Source organism: Gracilibacillus dipsosauri, from assembly GCF_003176895.1.
Classification (GTDB): domain Bacteria; phylum Bacillota; class Bacilli; order Bacillales; family Amphibacillaceae; genus Gracilibacillus; species Gracilibacillus dipsosauri.
On the sequence record NZ_QGTD01000018.1, the window covers coordinates 237821 to 256382 of the forward strand.

General features: G+C 36.6%; 11 protein-coding genes. 8 read left to right on the forward strand and 3 right to left on the reverse strand.

All coding sequences use genetic code 11. The features are described from left to right. From DLJ74_RS17215 to DLJ74_RS17250, 8 genes are all read left to right on the forward strand, one after another. Nucleotides 1-1311 (forward strand): glycoside hydrolase family 125 protein, encoded by a 1311-nt coding sequence (locus DLJ74_RS17215; protein WP_109985386.1) that lies wholly within the window; start codon nucleotides 1-3, stop codon nucleotides 1309-1311. Nucleotides 1312-1316: 5 nt separating this feature from the next. After that, a complete protein-coding gene (locus DLJ74_RS17220) occupies nucleotides 1317-2693 on the forward strand; it encodes an alpha-L-fucosidase (protein ID WP_425454592.1) in 1377 nt (458 codons plus the stop codon). Beyond that, nucleotides 2663-4930 (forward strand): glycoside hydrolase family 3 N-terminal domain-containing protein, encoded by a 2268-nt coding sequence (locus DLJ74_RS17225; protein ID WP_425454599.1) that lies wholly within the window; start codon nucleotides 2663-2665, stop codon nucleotides 4928-4930. Before DLJ74_RS17220 ends, DLJ74_RS17225 begins: the two co-directional genes overlap by 31 nt. 12 nt (nucleotides 4931-4942) lie before the next feature. Next, complete coding sequence (locus DLJ74_RS17230) at nucleotides 4943-8065, forward strand: alpha-mannosidase (RefSeq protein WP_109985388.1); 3123 nt, start codon at nucleotides 4943-4945, stop codon at nucleotides 8063-8065. Nucleotides 8066-8163: 98 nt separating this feature from the next. Beyond that, the gene (locus tag DLJ74_RS17235; RefSeq protein ID WP_109985389.1) at nucleotides 8164-10692 is read left to right on the forward strand and encodes a beta-mannosidase; all 2529 of its coding nucleotides are present in this window, start codon (nucleotides 8164-8166) and stop codon (nucleotides 10690-10692) included. Nucleotides 10693-10716: 24 nt separating this feature from the next. Then, a complete protein-coding gene (locus DLJ74_RS17240; protein WP_245902377.1) occupies nucleotides 10717-11757 on the forward strand; it encodes an asparaginase in 1041 nt (346 codons plus the stop codon). A gap of 42 nt (nucleotides 11758-11799) precedes the next feature. Beyond that, nucleotides 11800-13173, forward strand: a complete 1374-nt coding sequence (locus DLJ74_RS17245) for a M17 family metallopeptidase (RefSeq protein WP_181397642.1) — start codon at nucleotides 11800-11802, stop codon at nucleotides 13171-13173. After that, nucleotides 13167-13865, forward strand: a complete 699-nt coding sequence (locus DLJ74_RS17250; RefSeq protein ID WP_109985391.1) for a copper homeostasis protein CutC — start codon at nucleotides 13167-13169, stop codon at nucleotides 13863-13865. Before DLJ74_RS17245 ends, DLJ74_RS17250 begins: the two co-directional genes overlap by 7 nt. A 544-nt stretch (nucleotides 13866-14409) precedes the next feature. Here DLJ74_RS17250 and DLJ74_RS17255 read toward each other — a convergent pair. The 3 genes from DLJ74_RS17255 to DLJ74_RS17265 all read right to left on the reverse strand — a co-directional run. Continuing rightward, nucleotides 14410-15570 carry a helix-turn-helix domain-containing protein gene (locus tag DLJ74_RS17255; protein ID WP_181397644.1) on the reverse strand — a complete coding sequence of 387 codons (1161 nt, stop codon included), beginning with the start codon at nucleotides 15568-15570 and terminating at the stop codon, nucleotides 14410-14412. Between the two features lie 54 nt (nucleotides 15571-15624). Then, nucleotides 15625-17262: a hypothetical protein gene (locus DLJ74_RS17260; protein WP_109985393.1), complete on the reverse strand. Its 1638-nt coding sequence runs from the start codon at nucleotides 17260-17262 to the stop codon at nucleotides 15625-15627. 85 nt (nucleotides 17263-17347) lie between these two features. Continuing rightward, nucleotides 17348-18562, reverse strand: a 1215-nt coding sequence (locus tag DLJ74_RS17265) for an LPXTG cell wall anchor domain-containing protein (RefSeq protein ID WP_146202444.1), incomplete at its 5' end; no start/stop codon positions are given.

The window sequence follows — 18562 nt, forward strand, 5'->3', positions numbered from 1 at the left end:
ATGACACAGGTGCTTACACCAGCTATTAAAGAGTTTATCGAAGATGTTGTCGATCAATTCCCTCATGATAAAAAAATAAGGGAAATGTTCAAAAAAACTTTTGTGAATACGTATGAAACGACGATTCGACCACAAACAGATGGATCGACGTTTGTCATTACTGGGGATATTCCAGCAATGTGGCTACGTGATTCAGCTGCACAAGTCAGACCATATTTATTACTTGCAGATCAGGATGAAACGATTGCAAAAATGATTAAAGGAGTCATTCAAAAACAGTTCTTTTTTATCCAACATGACCCATATGCGAATGCATTCAATGAGTCCGCAAATGGAAAGAGGTTTCATGATGACCAAACAAAAATGACAGATTGGATATGGGAAAGGAAATACGAAATTGACTCATTATGCTACCCTATACAACTAGCCTATCTTTACTGGAAATCAACTGGTGACACGTCACACTTCGATGAGACATTCAGTAAAGCAGTTAAAAAAATCTTACAAGTATGGACAATCGAACAGAATCATGAACAATCTGACTATCATTTTGTTCGCGATCATTGTCCACCACAAGACACCTTATCTCATGATGGCTTTGGGGCACCTGTAGGCTATACAGGAATGACTTGGAGTGGGTTTAGACCAAGTGATGATGCCTGTCAATATGGTTACTTAATTCCGGCGAATATGTTTGCCGTTGTCTCTTTACAACAACTGATAGAAATTGCAGAAGCAGTATTACAGGATATAACCATTGCAAAAGGTGCAAAGAAATTAAAAGAAGAAATAGAAAATGGAATCAACACATATGGAACCATTGAACACCCAGACTATGGAGAAATATATGTATACGAAACAGATGGATTAGGGAATTATGTGTTGATGGATGATGCCAATGTACCGAGTCTATTGTCGTTGCCATATCTAGGTTACTGTGCATTGGATGATCCGATTTATTTAAATACGAGGAGATTTATTTTAAGTGAGGAAAATCCTTACTATTTTGAAGGGAAGATTGCTAAGGGAATTGGAAGTCCACATACGCCTGATCATTATATCTGGCATATTGCACTGGCAATACAAGGGCTAACATCGATTAACGAACAAGAAATACAAGAAATGATGGAATTATTTAAGCAAACAGATGCAGAAACAAATTTCATGCATGAAGGCTTCCATGTTGATGATCCTACACAATTCACAAGACCATGGTTTTCATGGGCAAATTCGATGTTTAGTGAGTTTGTCTTAAGCAGGATTGGTTGGTATGTTCCAGGTAGTCCTTTATCGAAATACAGAAGGGGATGAATAGTATGAACGAAGAACAAGAACAAGGTGTCCATCATTATTCATCCGAAAAAAATTGGATCGAACCTGAAAGTGCCATCTTAAAAGAAAGGTTAGAGTGGTTTAAAGATCAAAAATTGGCACTTATGATGCATTGGGGTCCATATTCACAAATAGGCTTAGTAGAATCTTGGGCATTAAGTGATGAGGATGGAGATTGGTCACGGGATGATGTTGACTGGACGGATGATATGGAGGAATTTAAGAGGCAATATTTTGATTTAAATAAAACCTTTAATCCGATACGATTTCAACCAGAGAAATGGGCACAACTAGCAGCTGAAGCTGGATTTAAATATCTAATCTTTACTACAAAGCACCATGATGGCTTTTCGATGTGGGATACGCACGAGACAGACTATAAAATTACCGGCAAGGACTGCCCTTTTCATAAACATAAATATGCGGATATTACCCGCAATGTTTTTGATGCATTTCGTGATAAAGGAATCGCGATTGCCGCTTATTTTTCTAAGGCAGATTGGCATACACCGTATTATTGGGCGCCTGGCATGGACAGAAAACAACATATGTGGCGAGGCCCCTCCTATGATCCAGATCAATATCCTTGGATGTGGGAAAGGTTTATCTCCTTCACACATCATCAAATAATGGAATTAATCACGAAGTACGGGAGAATTGATATATTGTGGCTAGATGCCGGCTGGGTAGGCAAGAGGAATCAAGATATTCGCTTAGGTGAAGTAGTAGAAGAAGCCCGCAGGCATCAGCCATGGTTATTAACCGCTGATCGAACAGTTGGTGGAATATATGAAAACTACATAACACCAGAACAAACGGTACCAACACATCCCATTAATGTACCTTGGGAAAGCTGTATAACGATTGCGACTTCCTTTTCTTACAAATTTGAGGATAAGTATAAAACGTTAAGAGAAATTATTCATACACTGATCGAAATCGTTGCGAAGGGTGGAAACTTAGCATTAAATGTTCCGCCACAGCCTGATGGCAGATTACCGAGAAAGGCAATCGAACGATTAAAAAAAATGGGTGCTTGGTTAAAGGTTCATGGTGAGGCGATATATGGGACGCGTATGATCGCACCGTATTTTGAAGATAACCTTGCCTATACGACAAAAAATAATCACGTGTATTGCTTTCGTCTGTATCATGAGAATGATGATGCGTACCGTCAGAATACGATTTCCATCCCATTTGATCATGAGATTTTACAGGTTGAATGGCTTGGAAGAGATACGCTTCTTGACTTTGAGCAGAAGGGAGCATCTATTCAAATAAATATGCCAACATTAAAGGAGACATCCACGCCGATTGCACATGTTTTTAAATTCACACTTGGTCAGAGGTGGAAACTTTGATAGAACAACAAGTCGATCAATTACTAGAGCAAATGACTTTAAAAGAGAAAGTCGGACAACTAAACCAAAAGCTTTATGGCTGGCAAGTATATAAAAAAGAGGGGGGTAAATATGAATTAACAGATCTCTTTAAACAACATGTGGAAACATTTCAAGGAATAGGAGCATTGTATGGCTTGTTTCGAGCAGATCCATGGTCTGGTATTCATTTTGATAATGGCATCCCTTTAAAGGATTGTCTGCATGTAACAACGATGATTCAACAATATTTAAAAAAGCATACAAGATTAGGTATTCCCGTATTATTCTCAGAGGAATGTCCTCATGGCCACCAAGCATTAGACAGTACCGTCTTCCCAACACATATTGGTTCTGGAGCAACATGGAATCCAAAACTTCAACAGAGAGTATCAAACTATGTTGCCAAAGAGCTACAGGAAAAAGGGGTTCATCTTGGACTTGTATCCACATTAGATATAGCAAGGGACCCGAGGTGGGGTAGAACGGAAGAGTGTTTCGCTGAAGACCCATATCTTTCTTCCAGAATGACAGAAGCAGTCGTAAAGGGGATGCAAGGAGAAAAGAGGGAAGTTCTTGCTGTTTTAAAACATTTTGCTGCACAAGGTTCTGCGGTAGGTGGACATAACGCAGGACCAGCCTTAATCGGTGAACGTGAATTGAGAGAAATACATATTCCACCAATGAAAGCAGGTATTGAGGCCGGTGCATTAGCATGTATGGCGGCATACAACGAAATCGATGGTATTCCTTGCCATTCCAATCGATATTTATTAACAAATATTTTAAGAAATGAACTTGGATTTAAAGGCTTTGTAATGGCTGATGGAGTTGCTTTAGAGAGATTACTTCATCTTAGCGGTGATAAAGAATTAGCAGCGAAATATGCCATGGAAGCAGGAGTAGATTTAAGCTTATGGGATGATATCTATACCCAATTGGAATACGCGGTGGAAAATGGCAAAATGACAGAAGCAACTATCGATATGGCAGTAAAGAGAGTTCTCTATGTGAAATTTCTATTAGGCTTATTTTCCGAAGCCCCTCTAGAAGAGAAGATTGTTGATCGAGAAGAAGGGAAAAGGTTAAATCTAGAAATGGCTAGAGAATCTATTACCCTTCTTAAAAATAAGCAAAATCTCCTACCATTAAATAAAGATAAGCCAACTATTGCGATTATTGGACCAAACGCAGATCATGTGTATAACATGCTTGGAGATTACACACCTCCTCAACGAAGAGATTCAGTTGTGACAATAAGAGATGGGATTACTTCTATCGCCAAAGACCAAGATACCGTGTTGTATACAAAAGGGTGTGATATTCGTTCAGAGGATAAGTCAGATTTTGAACATGCCAAAAAATTGGCCCGTCAATCCGATGTAATAATTTTAGCTTTAGGTGGCTCAAGTGCTAGAGAATTTGGTATGTCCTTTCATACAAATGGGGCAGTAATAAATCCAGATCAGTCTCAAATGGATAGTGGCGAAAATGTGGATGTGGCAAATCTCCGATTAGGTGGAGTCCAAGAAGAGCTAGTGAAAGAGCTAGCGCAACTAAACATTCCAATGATCGGTGTACTTGTCCAGGGACGCCCGCATAGTATCGAACATATTGAACCATATTTGGATGCTATTTTAATTGCTTGGTATCCTGGTCAACAAGGTGGGAGAGCTATAGCTGAGGTTATCTTTGGAGAAGTAAACCCTAGTGGGAGATTACCAATTTCTATTCCATTTTCTTCAGGCCAACTACCCGTTTACTATAACTATAAAGATAGTGGTGGAAAAAGAGATTACTATGATGAATCAGGAGAGGCAATGTATAGTTTTGGGGATGGGCTATCTTATTCTTCTTTTAGTTATCAATTCTGTTCAAAGCAAAAGCTATTCATTGATCGCCAGTTATTAAGCGAAGGTAAGATGGTAGAACTGCCAGTTGACGTTACAAATGATGGACCTTATGACGGATATGTTGTGATGCAGTTATACATAAGAGATATCGAATCCTCTGTTACCCAAAGAATTAGAGAATTAAAAGATTTTCAAAAGATATGGCTTCGAGTGAATGAAACAAAGACGGTGACGTTAGCTTTAACAGAGGAAGATCTATCCATATGGGATTTGCACATGAAGCAAAAAGTAGAGCAAGGTACAGTATTACTTATGGTAGGCGATTCTCCTAAACGTTTCATAGAGAAAGAACTAATTATTCAATAATGAGGGATATTTATGCAAAGAATTTATCGTTTAATAAAACAGTTGAGAGAGCTACAATATATCGATTTAATCACGATTAAAAATTGGCATACCGAAATATATATCTATGAAGATGCGGAAACCTACGAGTTTGTAAGAGAAAAAAAAGTGACGCTTGGGGATCATCTCATTCAATCTGGGGAAACCGCATTTTTAAAAACAGCTGTTCATCTTCCATCTAATTTGGAGGGGGATCATGTTGGCATTGCTTTTCAAGCTGCAGGACCAGGTGGGCAGCCTTCACACTATGAGGCGTTACTTTCTATCAATGGAACACCCCTACAAGGCTTTGATCGCAATCGATCCTTTTATAAATTACCGACATGTTTATTAAATGAACCATCATTACAGATTGAACTAGAATTGTTTAATCCTATAGGTATCCCAGAGGACCATTTAAGGGGTTTTAATCAAGTAGCCAGTGCAGAAACGAGCCCACCGCCAATATATTTAAAGAATAGTAATGTAGTAAAGGTTAGAAAAGAAGTACAGGATTTATTGTTTACGATTGAGACTGCTTGTTCCACATTAGGTTTATTGAAGGAAGAGACTTCTCGTTTTCATGTATTGTACCAAACCTTATCAGAAGTTGCTGATACATTTCGACTTATTACCGATATAGAAGCGATCGAGCGCTCTTTGTTCCACATACAGGATAAGAAAGTACGCGATGTATTGAAAGCACTATCTGGTTATCGAGAAGGTACCGTTAAAGCAATTGGCCAATCACATATTGATGTTGCCTGGTTATGGCCCTTAAAAGAAACGATTCGTAAAGCATCCCGTACTTTTTCTACAGCCAGTACTCTCTTAGAGGAATACAAGGATTTTGAATATGCACAAAGTCAACCACAATTATTTGAATTGGTGAAGAAACACTACCCGAAGGTATTTGAACGTGTAAAAAAACAAGTAGCCGCCGGCAGGATGGAGATTATCGGTGGGATGTGGGTCGAACCAGATTTAAATATACCATCAGGGGAATCATTAGTAAGGCAGCTACTCATTGGTAAAAAATACTTTCAAGAGGAATTTGGTGTTGCTCCGCGAGTAGAATGGTTACCTGATACATTCGGTTATTGTGCTTCCTTACCCCAACTATTAAAAAAAGCAGAGATCGACTATTTTATGACAACTAAACTAAATTGGAATGATACCAATCGCTTTCCCTACGACTTATTCTATTGGGAAGGGATCGACGGTACAAGCATCCTATCCTATTTACACACGATCCTAGGACAACAAACGACTCCGAAGGATATTCAAGAAACATGGAATGATTTTAACCAGAAGAAAGAATATGATGAGCGAATGCTCGTGTATGGATACGGTGATGGTGGTGGTGGCGTTACGCGTGAAATGATTGAAGCACTAACTCGTTCGGAGTCACTGCCAGGATTACCTGATGTGAAATTTAGTAAAGTGCATGATTTTTTTGATCGTGTGATAGAGAGGAATCCAGACTTACCTAAATGGTACGGTGATTTATATCTGGAATTACATCGTGGTACTTACACAACCCATGCGAGAACGAAAAAATATAACAGACAAGTAGAGCATTTATTCCGTAACCTTGAGATTTGGCATTCTTTCTGCTATATGTATTTCGATCAAGCCTATCCTAAAGAACAAATAAATACATTGTGGAAATTAATTATGCTCAATCAATTTCATGATATTGTACCTGGTACTTCTATTGAACCCGTTTATCAATTATCGCAAAAACAATATGAAAAAGTATTATATGAAGGTCAACAATTACAACAACAAGCAATTAAACAGATTGTCTCTTCTGTTTATATAGAAGGACCTGGAACACCTTATGTTCTATTTAATAGCCTTGGTTGGAGTCGAGATCGTATTTTTACATTAAGAGGTGGGAAAGAGTTATTAAATAAGGCGATAGTGAGTCAAAATGGAGAGCCTTATCAAGCAGATTACATAAAGTTAAATGATACAGAAATAGAAATCCAAGCAGTGATTCCTAATGTTCCACCATTTGGCTATCAAACCGTCTGGCTCACAGAGTCTAATACAAATTCACTAGTAGAATCAAAAGGGTTTATGAAAGAATGGGAAACGATCCATTATAAGATTCTATTTAATGATCAAGGTTTTATTACCAGTTTATACGACAAGGAAGCTAGAAGAGAAGTAATAGAATCAGGTCAACTTGCAAATGAATTCCAGCTCTTTGACGATTTACCAACAGATTGGGATGCATGGGATGTGGATCCTAACTTTGCATCACAGAAGTTAGATGCAATCGAATTAATCGATGCAAAAATAATTTATTCAGGTACAGTGGCTGATGAGCTTTCCTTTCAATGGAAAGCGAACCTTTCGCTCATTACACAAAGGGTAGTCTTCCATCATACATCGAAGTTGATTGACTTCCATACGGAAGTGGATTGGAAAGAGGAGCATAAATTATTAAAGGTTGCCTTTCCTGTAAATATATTATCCGCTCACGCCACATATGAAATTCCGTTCGGGACCATACAACGCCCGACACATAATAATACATCTTGGGAGCAAGCACAATTTGAAGTATGTGGACAGAAATGGGCGGATTTATCGGAAGGTAATTATGGTGTAAGCTTATTGAATGACAGTAAGTATGGCTATGACATAAAAGGGAGAAATATTCGTTTATCATTATTACGTGCACCTAAATGGCCAGATGAAAATGCTGATATAGAGAAACATGAGTTTGTTTACACATTGTATCCACATATCGGTGATTGGAGAAGTGCCTATACAGTACGTAAGGGTCATGAGCTTAATACAAAGGACCCTATCATTCAGGCAGAAAAGCAGAAAGGGAAATACCCACCCGCTCATTCCTTTATCAGCATGGACAGCAAGAGTATGATCTTAGATACAATAAAATTAGCCGAAAATGAAAAGGGTATCATTATGAGATTATATGAAGCGGAAGGAAATGAAACAATGATGGCACTTAAGCTACAGGATGAAGCTATTTATTCTGAGACCAATTTACTGGAAAAACCTATCAAAGAAGCTAAAAGGAGTGATTGCTTAAATATTAGAGCCAAACCTTACGAAGTTATTACTTTGCATATTACGAAATAGTGAAGGTGAATATGAGTTTTCTTCACTTGCTAAGAAAATCTTAACAGGTTTTTATGATTCAAGGGGAGAAAAAGAAATACACTTAAGGGGATAGGATAATGTCAAACAGTAAAAAGATAGCATTACAAAATTGGCACTTTAAAGAAGCAAAGGATGGGGATTGGAAGAAAGCAACGGTTCCAGGCTGTGTGCATACAGATTTATTCGCACACCGATTAATTCCTGATCCCTTTTATGGCAAAAATGAGTTAGATGTGCAATGGGTAGATAAAAAAGATTGGGAGTATCGTACAACGATCCAGCTTTCTAAACGAGATCTGATAGAGGATAAGATGGAACTTGTATTCGAAGGTCTGGATACTTATGCAGATGTATTTATTAATGATAGAAAAATATTATCTGCTGATAACATGTTTCGTATATGGAAGGCTGATATAAAACCATATGTTATGGAAGGGGAAAATACGATACTTGTTTATTTCCATTCCCCTATCATGCATGATTTTGATAAGCCTGATCAGCTAGGATATAACTTACCTGCTGATAATGATCATTCCGAAGATGGTGAAGTAGAGGAGAAAAAGTTAAGTGTTTTTGCTCGAAAAGCACCATATCATTATGGTTGGGACTGGGGACCTCGGTTTGTAACAAGTGGTATTTGGAAAGCGGTGTATATAGAAAAATGGTCAAAAACTAGAATCAGAGATGTCTTTATTCAACAATCTCAAGTTACAAAGGAAGTAGCTGAATTAAAGGCAGTTGTAGAAGTAGAGTCAACAAATAAGCGAGATATAAAGCTTACTATTTTTGATCAACATGGATTCACTCGTTCCGAAAAGTTTTCACTAGAGAAAGGGCTACAAGCTGTTGAATTACCATTCTCTATCATGGAGCCCCATTTGTGGTGGAGTAATGGATTAGGGGAACCATACTTGTATCAATTCACCTTAGAGCTTTCTGAAGAAGGAACCACATATGGTTCTAAGCAAGTAAAAACAGGTTTACGTTCGATTCATTTGGTTCAAGAGCAGGACCAAAATGGTAATAGTTTTTATTTTGAATTAAACGGTGTACCTGTTTTTATGAAAGGTGCTAACCACATCCCGAATGATAGTTTTTTAACGAGAGTGGATAAGGATGCCTATGAACATGAAATTGCCACAGCTGCCGCTTCCAATATGAATATGTTACGTGTCTGGGGAGGTGGGATTTACGAACCAGATGTATTTTATGAGTTATGTGATGCATATGGTATTCTTGTTTGGCAGGATTTTATGTTCGCATGTAGTATGTATCCAGGAGATGAAGCATTCTTAAACAACGTGAGACAAGAAGCCATTGATAATGTGAAACGATTGCGTAATTATGCCTGTATCGCCCTTTGGTGTGGAAACAATGAAATGGATGCAGCGTGGGCAGAGTATATCGAGGATGCTGGTTGGGGCTGGAAGCAACGATACAACGATCAACAACGTAAAGAAATATGGCAAGCATATGACCAAATTTTTCATTATTTATTACCTGATGTGGTCAACAAATATGATGAATTAACCGCATATTGGCCTAGCTCACCAATGCAGGCATTAACAGCGGACGAAGCACAGCATGCTTCATTTGAAACAATTAAAAGCGGTGATATCCATTACTGGGATGTGTGGCATGGTCAAAAACCATTACAGGCATATAAAGATAATGTTGGTCGTTTTATGAGCGAGTATGGCTTTCAATCATTTCCAGAAGAGAAAACGGTTCTTACCTACGCAGAGGAAAAGGATTTTGCATTAGATTCAAGTGTAATGTTACATCATCAAAAAAATGGAGCGGGAAATCATCTGATTAAAACCTATATGGATATGTATTATAAAGAACCCAAAGATTTCACTTCCTTCTTATCTTTAAGTCATGCTTTACAAGCCAAAGCGATTAGATCAGCTATTGAAGCACATCGTTTACACAAGCCTTATTGTATGGGGACATTGTATTGGCAAATGAATGATTGTTGGCCAGTTGCTTCATGGTCAAGCATGGATTATTACGGAAGATGGAAAGCATTACAATATGATGTGAGGGATCGGTTTAAACAAACGATTCTGATTGTTGATCAAGGTGATCATCAATTATCATTCTATGCTGTTTCAGATGAATTATTAGACCAAGCAGCTGAACTTACCATCCAAGCATTAGATTTCAATGGCAACATGGTCATGGAAAAAAGCTTGAATGTTACGATACAAAAAAATACATCAATAAAAATTCATCAAGAGAAGCTTACTTTTTTACAAGGGAGACTGGAGGATTTCGTTATCTTTGCCCAATTAAAAGTAGGTGAAAAAGTAATAGACTCTGTAGAACATCTATTAGTGAAACCAAAGGATGTAGCATGCATTGATCCACAAATCGAAGTGGAATATGTTGAAAATGGAATCGAATTGTCTTGTAGTCATTTAGCTATTAATGTATGGCTAGAGGCAGATCAAGATGGCTTTTTTAGTACAAACAATTTTTGTTTAATTCCGGGCAAGAAAAAACGTGTCCTTTTTACGAAGTCGATCATTGGTAATGACGATTTCGCCAAATATAGTTTACCAGATAAGGTAGTAGTAAAATCAATGTACAATTTTATATAAATGGTAGGAATAAAGGATGCATAGATGGATTCTATGCATTCTTTATTTACAGCAGAGGAAAGAGGTTTTAAAAATATGGAATATCCTATTATTGCTCAAGAATTTCGAAATAAGTCGGTAGAAAATATTCACCATGGTTCCATATGTGTCATTGATCAATATAAACAAATTATTTATAAAAAAGGTGATATAGAGAACCCTACCTTTTATCGTTCTGCAATGAAGCCATTACAAGCAATACCTATATTTGAGAGTAAGTTAATAGAGCGATATCAGTTAGCGGAAGAAGAGGCTGCATTGTTTACAGCTTCACAAAGAGGGGAGCTTTATCATGAACGAGCCTTATTAAGTTTAGCAAAAAAGCTTAAGATCTCAGAAGAGCAGCTGATATGTAAGGAGAGTTATCCCTTGAATGAAGCTCCTAAGTTGGATTACATAAAAGCAAATAAGCCGAAGCGGGCTTTTCTACATAACTGTGCTGGAAAACATTTAGGCTTTATAGCATATGCAAGAGAACATCAATTAGATAATAGTTATGAGGATATAGCCCATCCTTTACAGCAGGAAATATTAGCAACCGTTGCTAGCTTATCAGAAACATCTATCAACAATGTTGTGACAGGAATAGACGGATGTGGTGTTCCTGTTTTTGCTGTGCCATTATATAACATGGCAATTTCTTATTTGAAATTTGCCCAGCCTGACAGTCTTAAAACGAAAAATAGACAATTGGCTGTTAAAAAAATAGTTACGGTTATGAATCATTGTCCACATATCGTCGCCTCCCATCATTTTATATGTAGTGCTTTATTAGAAGATGAGAATATTGTGGCAAAAGGCGGAGCGCAAGGTGTATATTGTCTCGCGCTAAAAAAAGAAAAGATTAGTATTGCTTTGAAGGTGCATAGTGGCACAGAAATGTTATGGTCATTAATTGTGGCAGAACTATTAAAGAAATTAAACTATGACAATGAAGAAACTATCGAGCGTTTAGATAGATTGAAATCAAGTTGTATCACCAACGATAATGGTAGAAACGTTGGACATATTGAATTGTATTTATAAACAATGAAAAAATTTCTCGATGAAGATGGAGGTGGGGAAAAGTTGAAAACATCCGTTCATTTTATTCATTCAGATAAAGAAGTTAGAAATATTTTTATTAACGGATTAAAGGATGATCCGGTTCAGCCCATTCATCAAGATGATCAGTTAATATTTTATGTTTTTGTTCCCTTATCCACATCAGAGATTGAATATATTAAATATATAGCAGGCGAATTAAGGAAAAAAGCAGAAAAATTTTCGATTACTTCATTAAAAGTTCTGTTCGATGGCTTTTATGAATTAAAGTATTTAAAACGAAAGCAGTGTATTTATGCATTTTTTGAAGGCTGGTATTTAGCAAGCTATCGCTTTTTAAAATATAAGTCAACTGCGCAAGAACGCAAGATTAGGATCACATATGATCCAATATATAATGCATTAGAAGCGGAGGCACTATTAGTAGCTAATGCTGTATGTGTAGCAAGAGACCTATGTAATGAGCCTGCAAATAAATTAACCCCCATAAGTTATGCCCGAAAAATAGACGCACTCTTTAAGGATACGAAGGTTAAAGTAACTATTCTAGATAAGCAAGCATTGTTAGATCATGGATTTCATGCAACATATGAAGTAGGAAAGGGAAGTAACCATTCTCCAAAAGTTGCCTTATTGAATTATGAGAATGGTGGAAAGAAAAAGATGGCGTTAGTTGGTAAAGGTGTCACCTTCGATACTGGCGGAATGAATTTAAAGCAGGTTAGTGATATTGTTGATATGAAAATGGATATGGGTGGTTCTGCTTCAGTCATTGGCGCAATGAAATTAGTGGAGAGTCTACAAGTACCAGTAAATTTACAAGCAATCATACCATTAGTAGAAAACATACCTAGTTTTAATTCCTACCTACCATCTGATGTTATCAGATATGCAAATGGTAAAACTGTCGAAGTAGGGAATACCGATGCGGAAGGACGACTAATCTTAGCAGATGCTCTATTATATGCCCAGAAAGTGGGCGCTACTTGGATAACGGATATCGCTACATTGACTGGTACCATTGGACAAGCATTAGGCTTAAATAGAGCTGGCATTTATAGCAACCAACTAGAATCCATTTCTTATTATGAAGAAATAAGTGCACAAACAGGTGATTTTATTTGGCCAATGCCACTGGTCGAAGAGTACAATGATTTATTAGAAAGTGAATGTGCAGATATTAAAAATATTTCTTCCTCTCCATTTGGTGGTTCGATTACAGCAGCTATGTTTCTTCATTCATTTATTACAGATAATAGTAAGTGGATTCATATAGATATGGCGAATGTTGTCAAGCCTTTTAAGGTGAAAGGCTACTATGTAGATGGGGCAAGTGGCTTTGGGGTAAGATTATTGACCGAATTGATCAGAAGGGAAGTGAACGGTAACCGATGTTAGAAGCAATCGTCCAGAATCTAGAAGATGCCATAGAAGCCGAGCGAGTAGGTATTGACAGATTAGAGTTAGTCTCATGTATTGAACGAGATGGATTAACTCCATCCTTAAAGACAACAAAGGAAATAATAGAACATGTAAAGATCCCCGTTCAGGTGATGATTCGTTCACATGCTCAAGGCTTTTGTTATAGTGAATCGGATGTAAAGGATATGATGCAGTCGATTGAACAATTAAAGTCTGTCGGTGCAAATCGCTTTGTAATAGGTGGACTAACAGCAGAAAGAACGATTGATGTGCAGTTGTTGGACAAAATTATCACAGAATATCCAACAATAGAAATAACTTTTCATCGGGCATTCGACCATGCTATTGATGTAAAACAGGCTTACTTAACCCTAATTCCATATAAAAAACATATTAAAAGAATTCTAACATCAGGTGGAGCGCCCAATTGTCTAGCTGGAGTTAACATGCTTCTGGAATTAGTCCTATTATCGGAGCGGAAGAATGGTCCTTTAATTATGCCAGGAGCAGGAATTACATCGGATAATTTTGCAAGCATACATAAAAAAGTTCAAGCTACTGAATATCATTTTGGTAAAGGTGTCCGACTAATGGAGTCCTTTGATAATATTTTGGATAGAGAGAGGATTACTAGAATAAAATCGTTATTTAATATTTACAGGAGTTAAATTATGGTGTGTAAGCTATTCATGGATACATTTGGTAAATCATTAGTAATAGTTAACCATTTCATAAGAAATAAAGTGAAGAGCCAAACTATAGATTTTATATAATTTGGCTCTTCACTACTTATTTGATAAAGAAATTTAGTTAGTGTAATATTTATTAATATATTGATAGTTTAACAGACATTATTCTGGTATATTGATTTTGGTCGTATGAGCATGAAAGATTTTTTCATTATTGCTATTGCAGAATAGTATCATTTCAGTTATTTACTTCATATTTACATTTCTATTCGACTAGGTTAGTTCAATTTTCCTAAATTTTTTTCACTTTACTCCTTTATAACAAGTGCTTTCGTCCGATATTATAAATAGGTTAAAAGGATATCATTTTCTTGGTTAATTTTACTAGTTTTATTCATACTAGCACCTTGCTATAATGATGTTAGAATAGACTGTGAGTTCGTTATTCTAAAGGGCCTAATCTATTAAAAGAATATGACACTAATCCTTCATGTTTAGTGATTAGAACATGTATTCTTAATCCTTATTTAAACTCATTTCGGTATTCTTGAGGAGTACATCCCACTTTATTCTTAAACTGATGAGTAAAGTAACTTTGACTTTCGAAACCACATAAGTGTGCAATGTCAACTAACAGATGTGAAGAGTTTTGAATTAAATATTTTGCTTTTTTTATTCGTTCTGAAATGATAAATTGTTGAATCGTCATCCCTTTCTCTCGTTTAAATAATGAAGAAATATAATTTGGGTGACGATCACAGTGTTCAGCCAACTGTTTTAGTGTGATAGATTCAGATAAATGATTCTGAATATAGTTTACGATCATTTTTGTGCTTTTCGTAAGTCCTTCCGATTGATGCTGTTGTATCTTTTTTAAAAAAAGTTTTAATATTTTTATTTCTTTTTCAACAAAACGTTTATGACTTGCAGGAGACTCAATGTCTTTTATTATTGCTTCACGAAGAGCAATCATCTCTTGAGGATTACATCCAACTTCAATAGCAGCTCTTGCAAGAGTCGTCGCCAAGACTATTAAATTATTCTTTTTATTTCTAATATCCGTAGTATGAGGCATCGATTTATTACGGAAGTCATAATAGGCTTCAATTGCTTTAACATTTCCATTTTTTAATAACATTAAGAACTTATTTTCTTTTTGAATAGAATAACTTTCGTATTCTTCTGATGTTTCATTAATCTGTTGATATGGTGGCTGTTCACCGATGGGTTCTAATGTGGTGTTATAGAAATGGTCACCAAGTTGAATAATTTCTTTGTACTTCTCAATTTGTGCATTCGTCAGTTCGCGATATTCTAATGCTGGATCAACTATCCATTTTAAATGGCTAAAATCAGCTGTATTAGTAGTGTTAATAGCTCTTTTATATGGTCCGATTCCAATCATACCTTTAAAAAATGGTAATAATACTAAGAAATAGTAGTCACCAAATTTTAATTCTATAACCTTAAGGTCTGTATTGTTTTTCCTTAGTTTTTTTTCTATAGAATTAAAAATAGATCCATAATCATTATTACTGTTCAAATAGTTGGTACTAAAAAGAACTTCGTTTTGATAAGAGTAAAATGATGGTAAATCTGTAATGAGATGCATCAGATTCACCAATTTTATAGAGAATTTCTTTGAAGCGTAATTCGGGTACTTTATATCACTTTTATTCTTCATAGTACTCATCTCCTTGTGATGCTGATATTTTATTGTGACAATAGATAGTGTTTTCTATGAATATACTTTCTTTGGTTGAGAAATCTTTTGGTAGTAGTGATAGTAACTTGATACATAATCTCTTATTTCATCTATTCTAGATCTAAAGGAGTTCTCACGATTAAAAAATGTTCCATTAACTAGTTTTGGGAATTTCATATACATGGATACCTCAGGAAAAAAATATTCATTTAGTTGATGCTTTATATGATATTGAATCGTTTTGTTTAACTCATACAATGGGTAATTCACCAATAAGTAACTCTTTTGTAAATATTGAATGTTTTCAATAATGTTAGTTGTTACTAAAAGTGCTTCTAAAACAGCTGGTGAACTGACGTGTAGTTTTTGAATAAAATCAAGTTGGAATTCTGCATTTCTTAATCCAAACTTAAAATATTTGTCTTCAGGCTTATATTTCGTTAGCTGATTGACTGTGTGAATTAACCAATTATCGATGTTCTTCCAATCACCATTTTCAATACTATAATCTAAAGCAATGGTGACTGAGTTTAACCATTTTATGTCGTTATCTAATTCATATAGATAAAGCAAGCTAAGTAGGGCTTCCCAATTATAGTAGGAATGTATTCCATCACTATAGCTTGATTGATTTTGTAAGGATAACAAAGTGTCCCCAATTGATTTAGCTATAGGTAGGTATCTATCGTCTTGAAAAGCTTTTGTATATTTTATGATTACGATGATAGTTGCTCCCATAGCCCCTAGATTTACGCTTGGTTTGTTCTTTTTACCAGCGATGTATTGTACAACTACTTTATGTGCAGGGTGATTTATCAGGCTTATAGACTTTTGGAAATAGAAAGCTAATCCCCTTTTTATGGGTAATTCCAATTCTTTTCTTTTTGTTAGACAAAATGCATCGATCATCGAGTAAATCGTTCTTGCATGATGATGAATACTATAGACCTCGATCTTTTCATGAAAATGACTATAGTAACCATAAACAAATTTTCCGTTTGGCTTAATTTGTTTAGCCAGATAAGAAGATGATTGATCAATAATGTCATAAATAAGAGCTTTATTTACATCATTGATTACTCGTCGTCCATGATCAAAACTATTAGAATGTAATGGATAATAGTTTTGTTCATCACAGAAATAACTAACTGTATCAAATAAAACAATTTCTCTTATGTAAGATTCAATTATTGGAAATCGTGCATTACGGTACATTTTTAGATAAATATTTATATTTCGCATTGAGAATGAACCGTTCTGTATTAGATCATTTGCTTCAAATTCTTGTTCTAAAAAAGCTAGATTAAAATGTGAATCCAATGCGACACCCTTACGTAAAGGAGTTTGACTAGAATAAAGGCGCATAAATTCGCGTTTTGATAATAATTCCATATTTATAGCCAAATCTACTTTTGCCCACTTTGGATGTAAATCATTCTTATTAATATATAAAAGACATTTTCTTTCAGCATTTTTATATGCATATTCAATAGAAGTACTTATACCTGTGAAAACGCGTGCCCTAGAATCTGTATCGGTAACAGAAAGAAAAATGACATATTTCATGTAGGGTGTAAATAATCTTGTATTGGAATTGTCTGCTTGATTTTTATAACAAAATAAAGAATTCTTAGCATGCTTTATTGTTGGAATAAATTTTTCTAATGTCACTATCCTTATTCCTCCCTATTTATGGAGTATAGTTAGGAATAACGTAGTCCTTCTTAACAGAAGAACTACGTTAATGTTACTTTGATTATTCGGTTTTATTACGACGTGCAAATAGACTAGTAGCGATACCTAGTAATATAGCACCTAATCCCGTAAGGATTAGATTAAAAATATTAGTGGATGTATTCGGAAGTTCTGTATGATTGTCATTGTTTTCACCTGCTTCAGAATAACCACTGTCTTGATCTGATGGATTTGGATCTGGATTCACTTGTTCTTCAGTATCATTAGCTGGGTCGTTAGGATCAAGAGGATCCGTTCCATTATCTACCTCGTCTCCATCATTGATGCCATCGCCATCGGTATCTGGGTTGTTAGGATCGGTTCCAGCTTGTTCTTCCTCTTCGTCAGTTAAGCCGTCGCCATCGGAGTCAGTTTCAGTACCATCAGCCGGATCATTAGGATCAAGAGGATCCGTTCCATTATCTACCTCGTCTCCATCATTGATGCCATCGCCATCGGAATCCGGGTTGTTAGGATCGGTCCCAGCTTGTTCTTCCTCTTCGTCAGTTAGGCCGTCGCTGTCCGAGTCAGTATTATCAGCCGGATCATTAGGATCAAGAGGATCTGTTTCATTGTCTACCTCGTCTCCATCATTGATGCCATCGCCATCGGTATCTGGGTTGTTAGGATCGGTTCCAGCTTGTTGTTCTTCTTCGTCAGTTAAGCCGTCGCCGTCCGAGTCAGTAGCATCAGCCGGATCATTAGGATCAAGAGGATCCGTTCCATTATCTACCTCGTCCCCGTCGTTAATACCATCGCCATCGGAGTCTGGATTGTTAGGATCGGTCCCAGCTTGTTGTTCTTCTTCATCAGTTAGGCCATCGCCATCCGAGTCGGTAGCATCAGCAGGATCGTTAGGATCAAGAGGATCCGTTCCATTATCTACCTCGTCTCCATCATTGATGCCATCGCCATCGGAATCCGGGTTGTTAGGATCGGTCCCAGCTTGTTCTTCCTCTTCGTCAGTTAAGCCATCGCCATCTGAGTCGGTAGCATCAGCAGGGTCGTTAGGATCAAGAGGATCCGTTCCATTATCTACCTCGTCTCCATCATTGATGCCATCGCCATCGGTATCTGGGTTGTTAGGATCGGTCCCAGCTTGTTGTTCTTCTTCGTCAGTTAAGCCATCGCCATCCGAGTCGGTAGCATCAGCCGGATCATTAGGATCAAGAGGATCCGTTCCATTATCTACCTCGTCTCCATCATTGATGCCATCGCCATCGGTATCTGGGTTGTT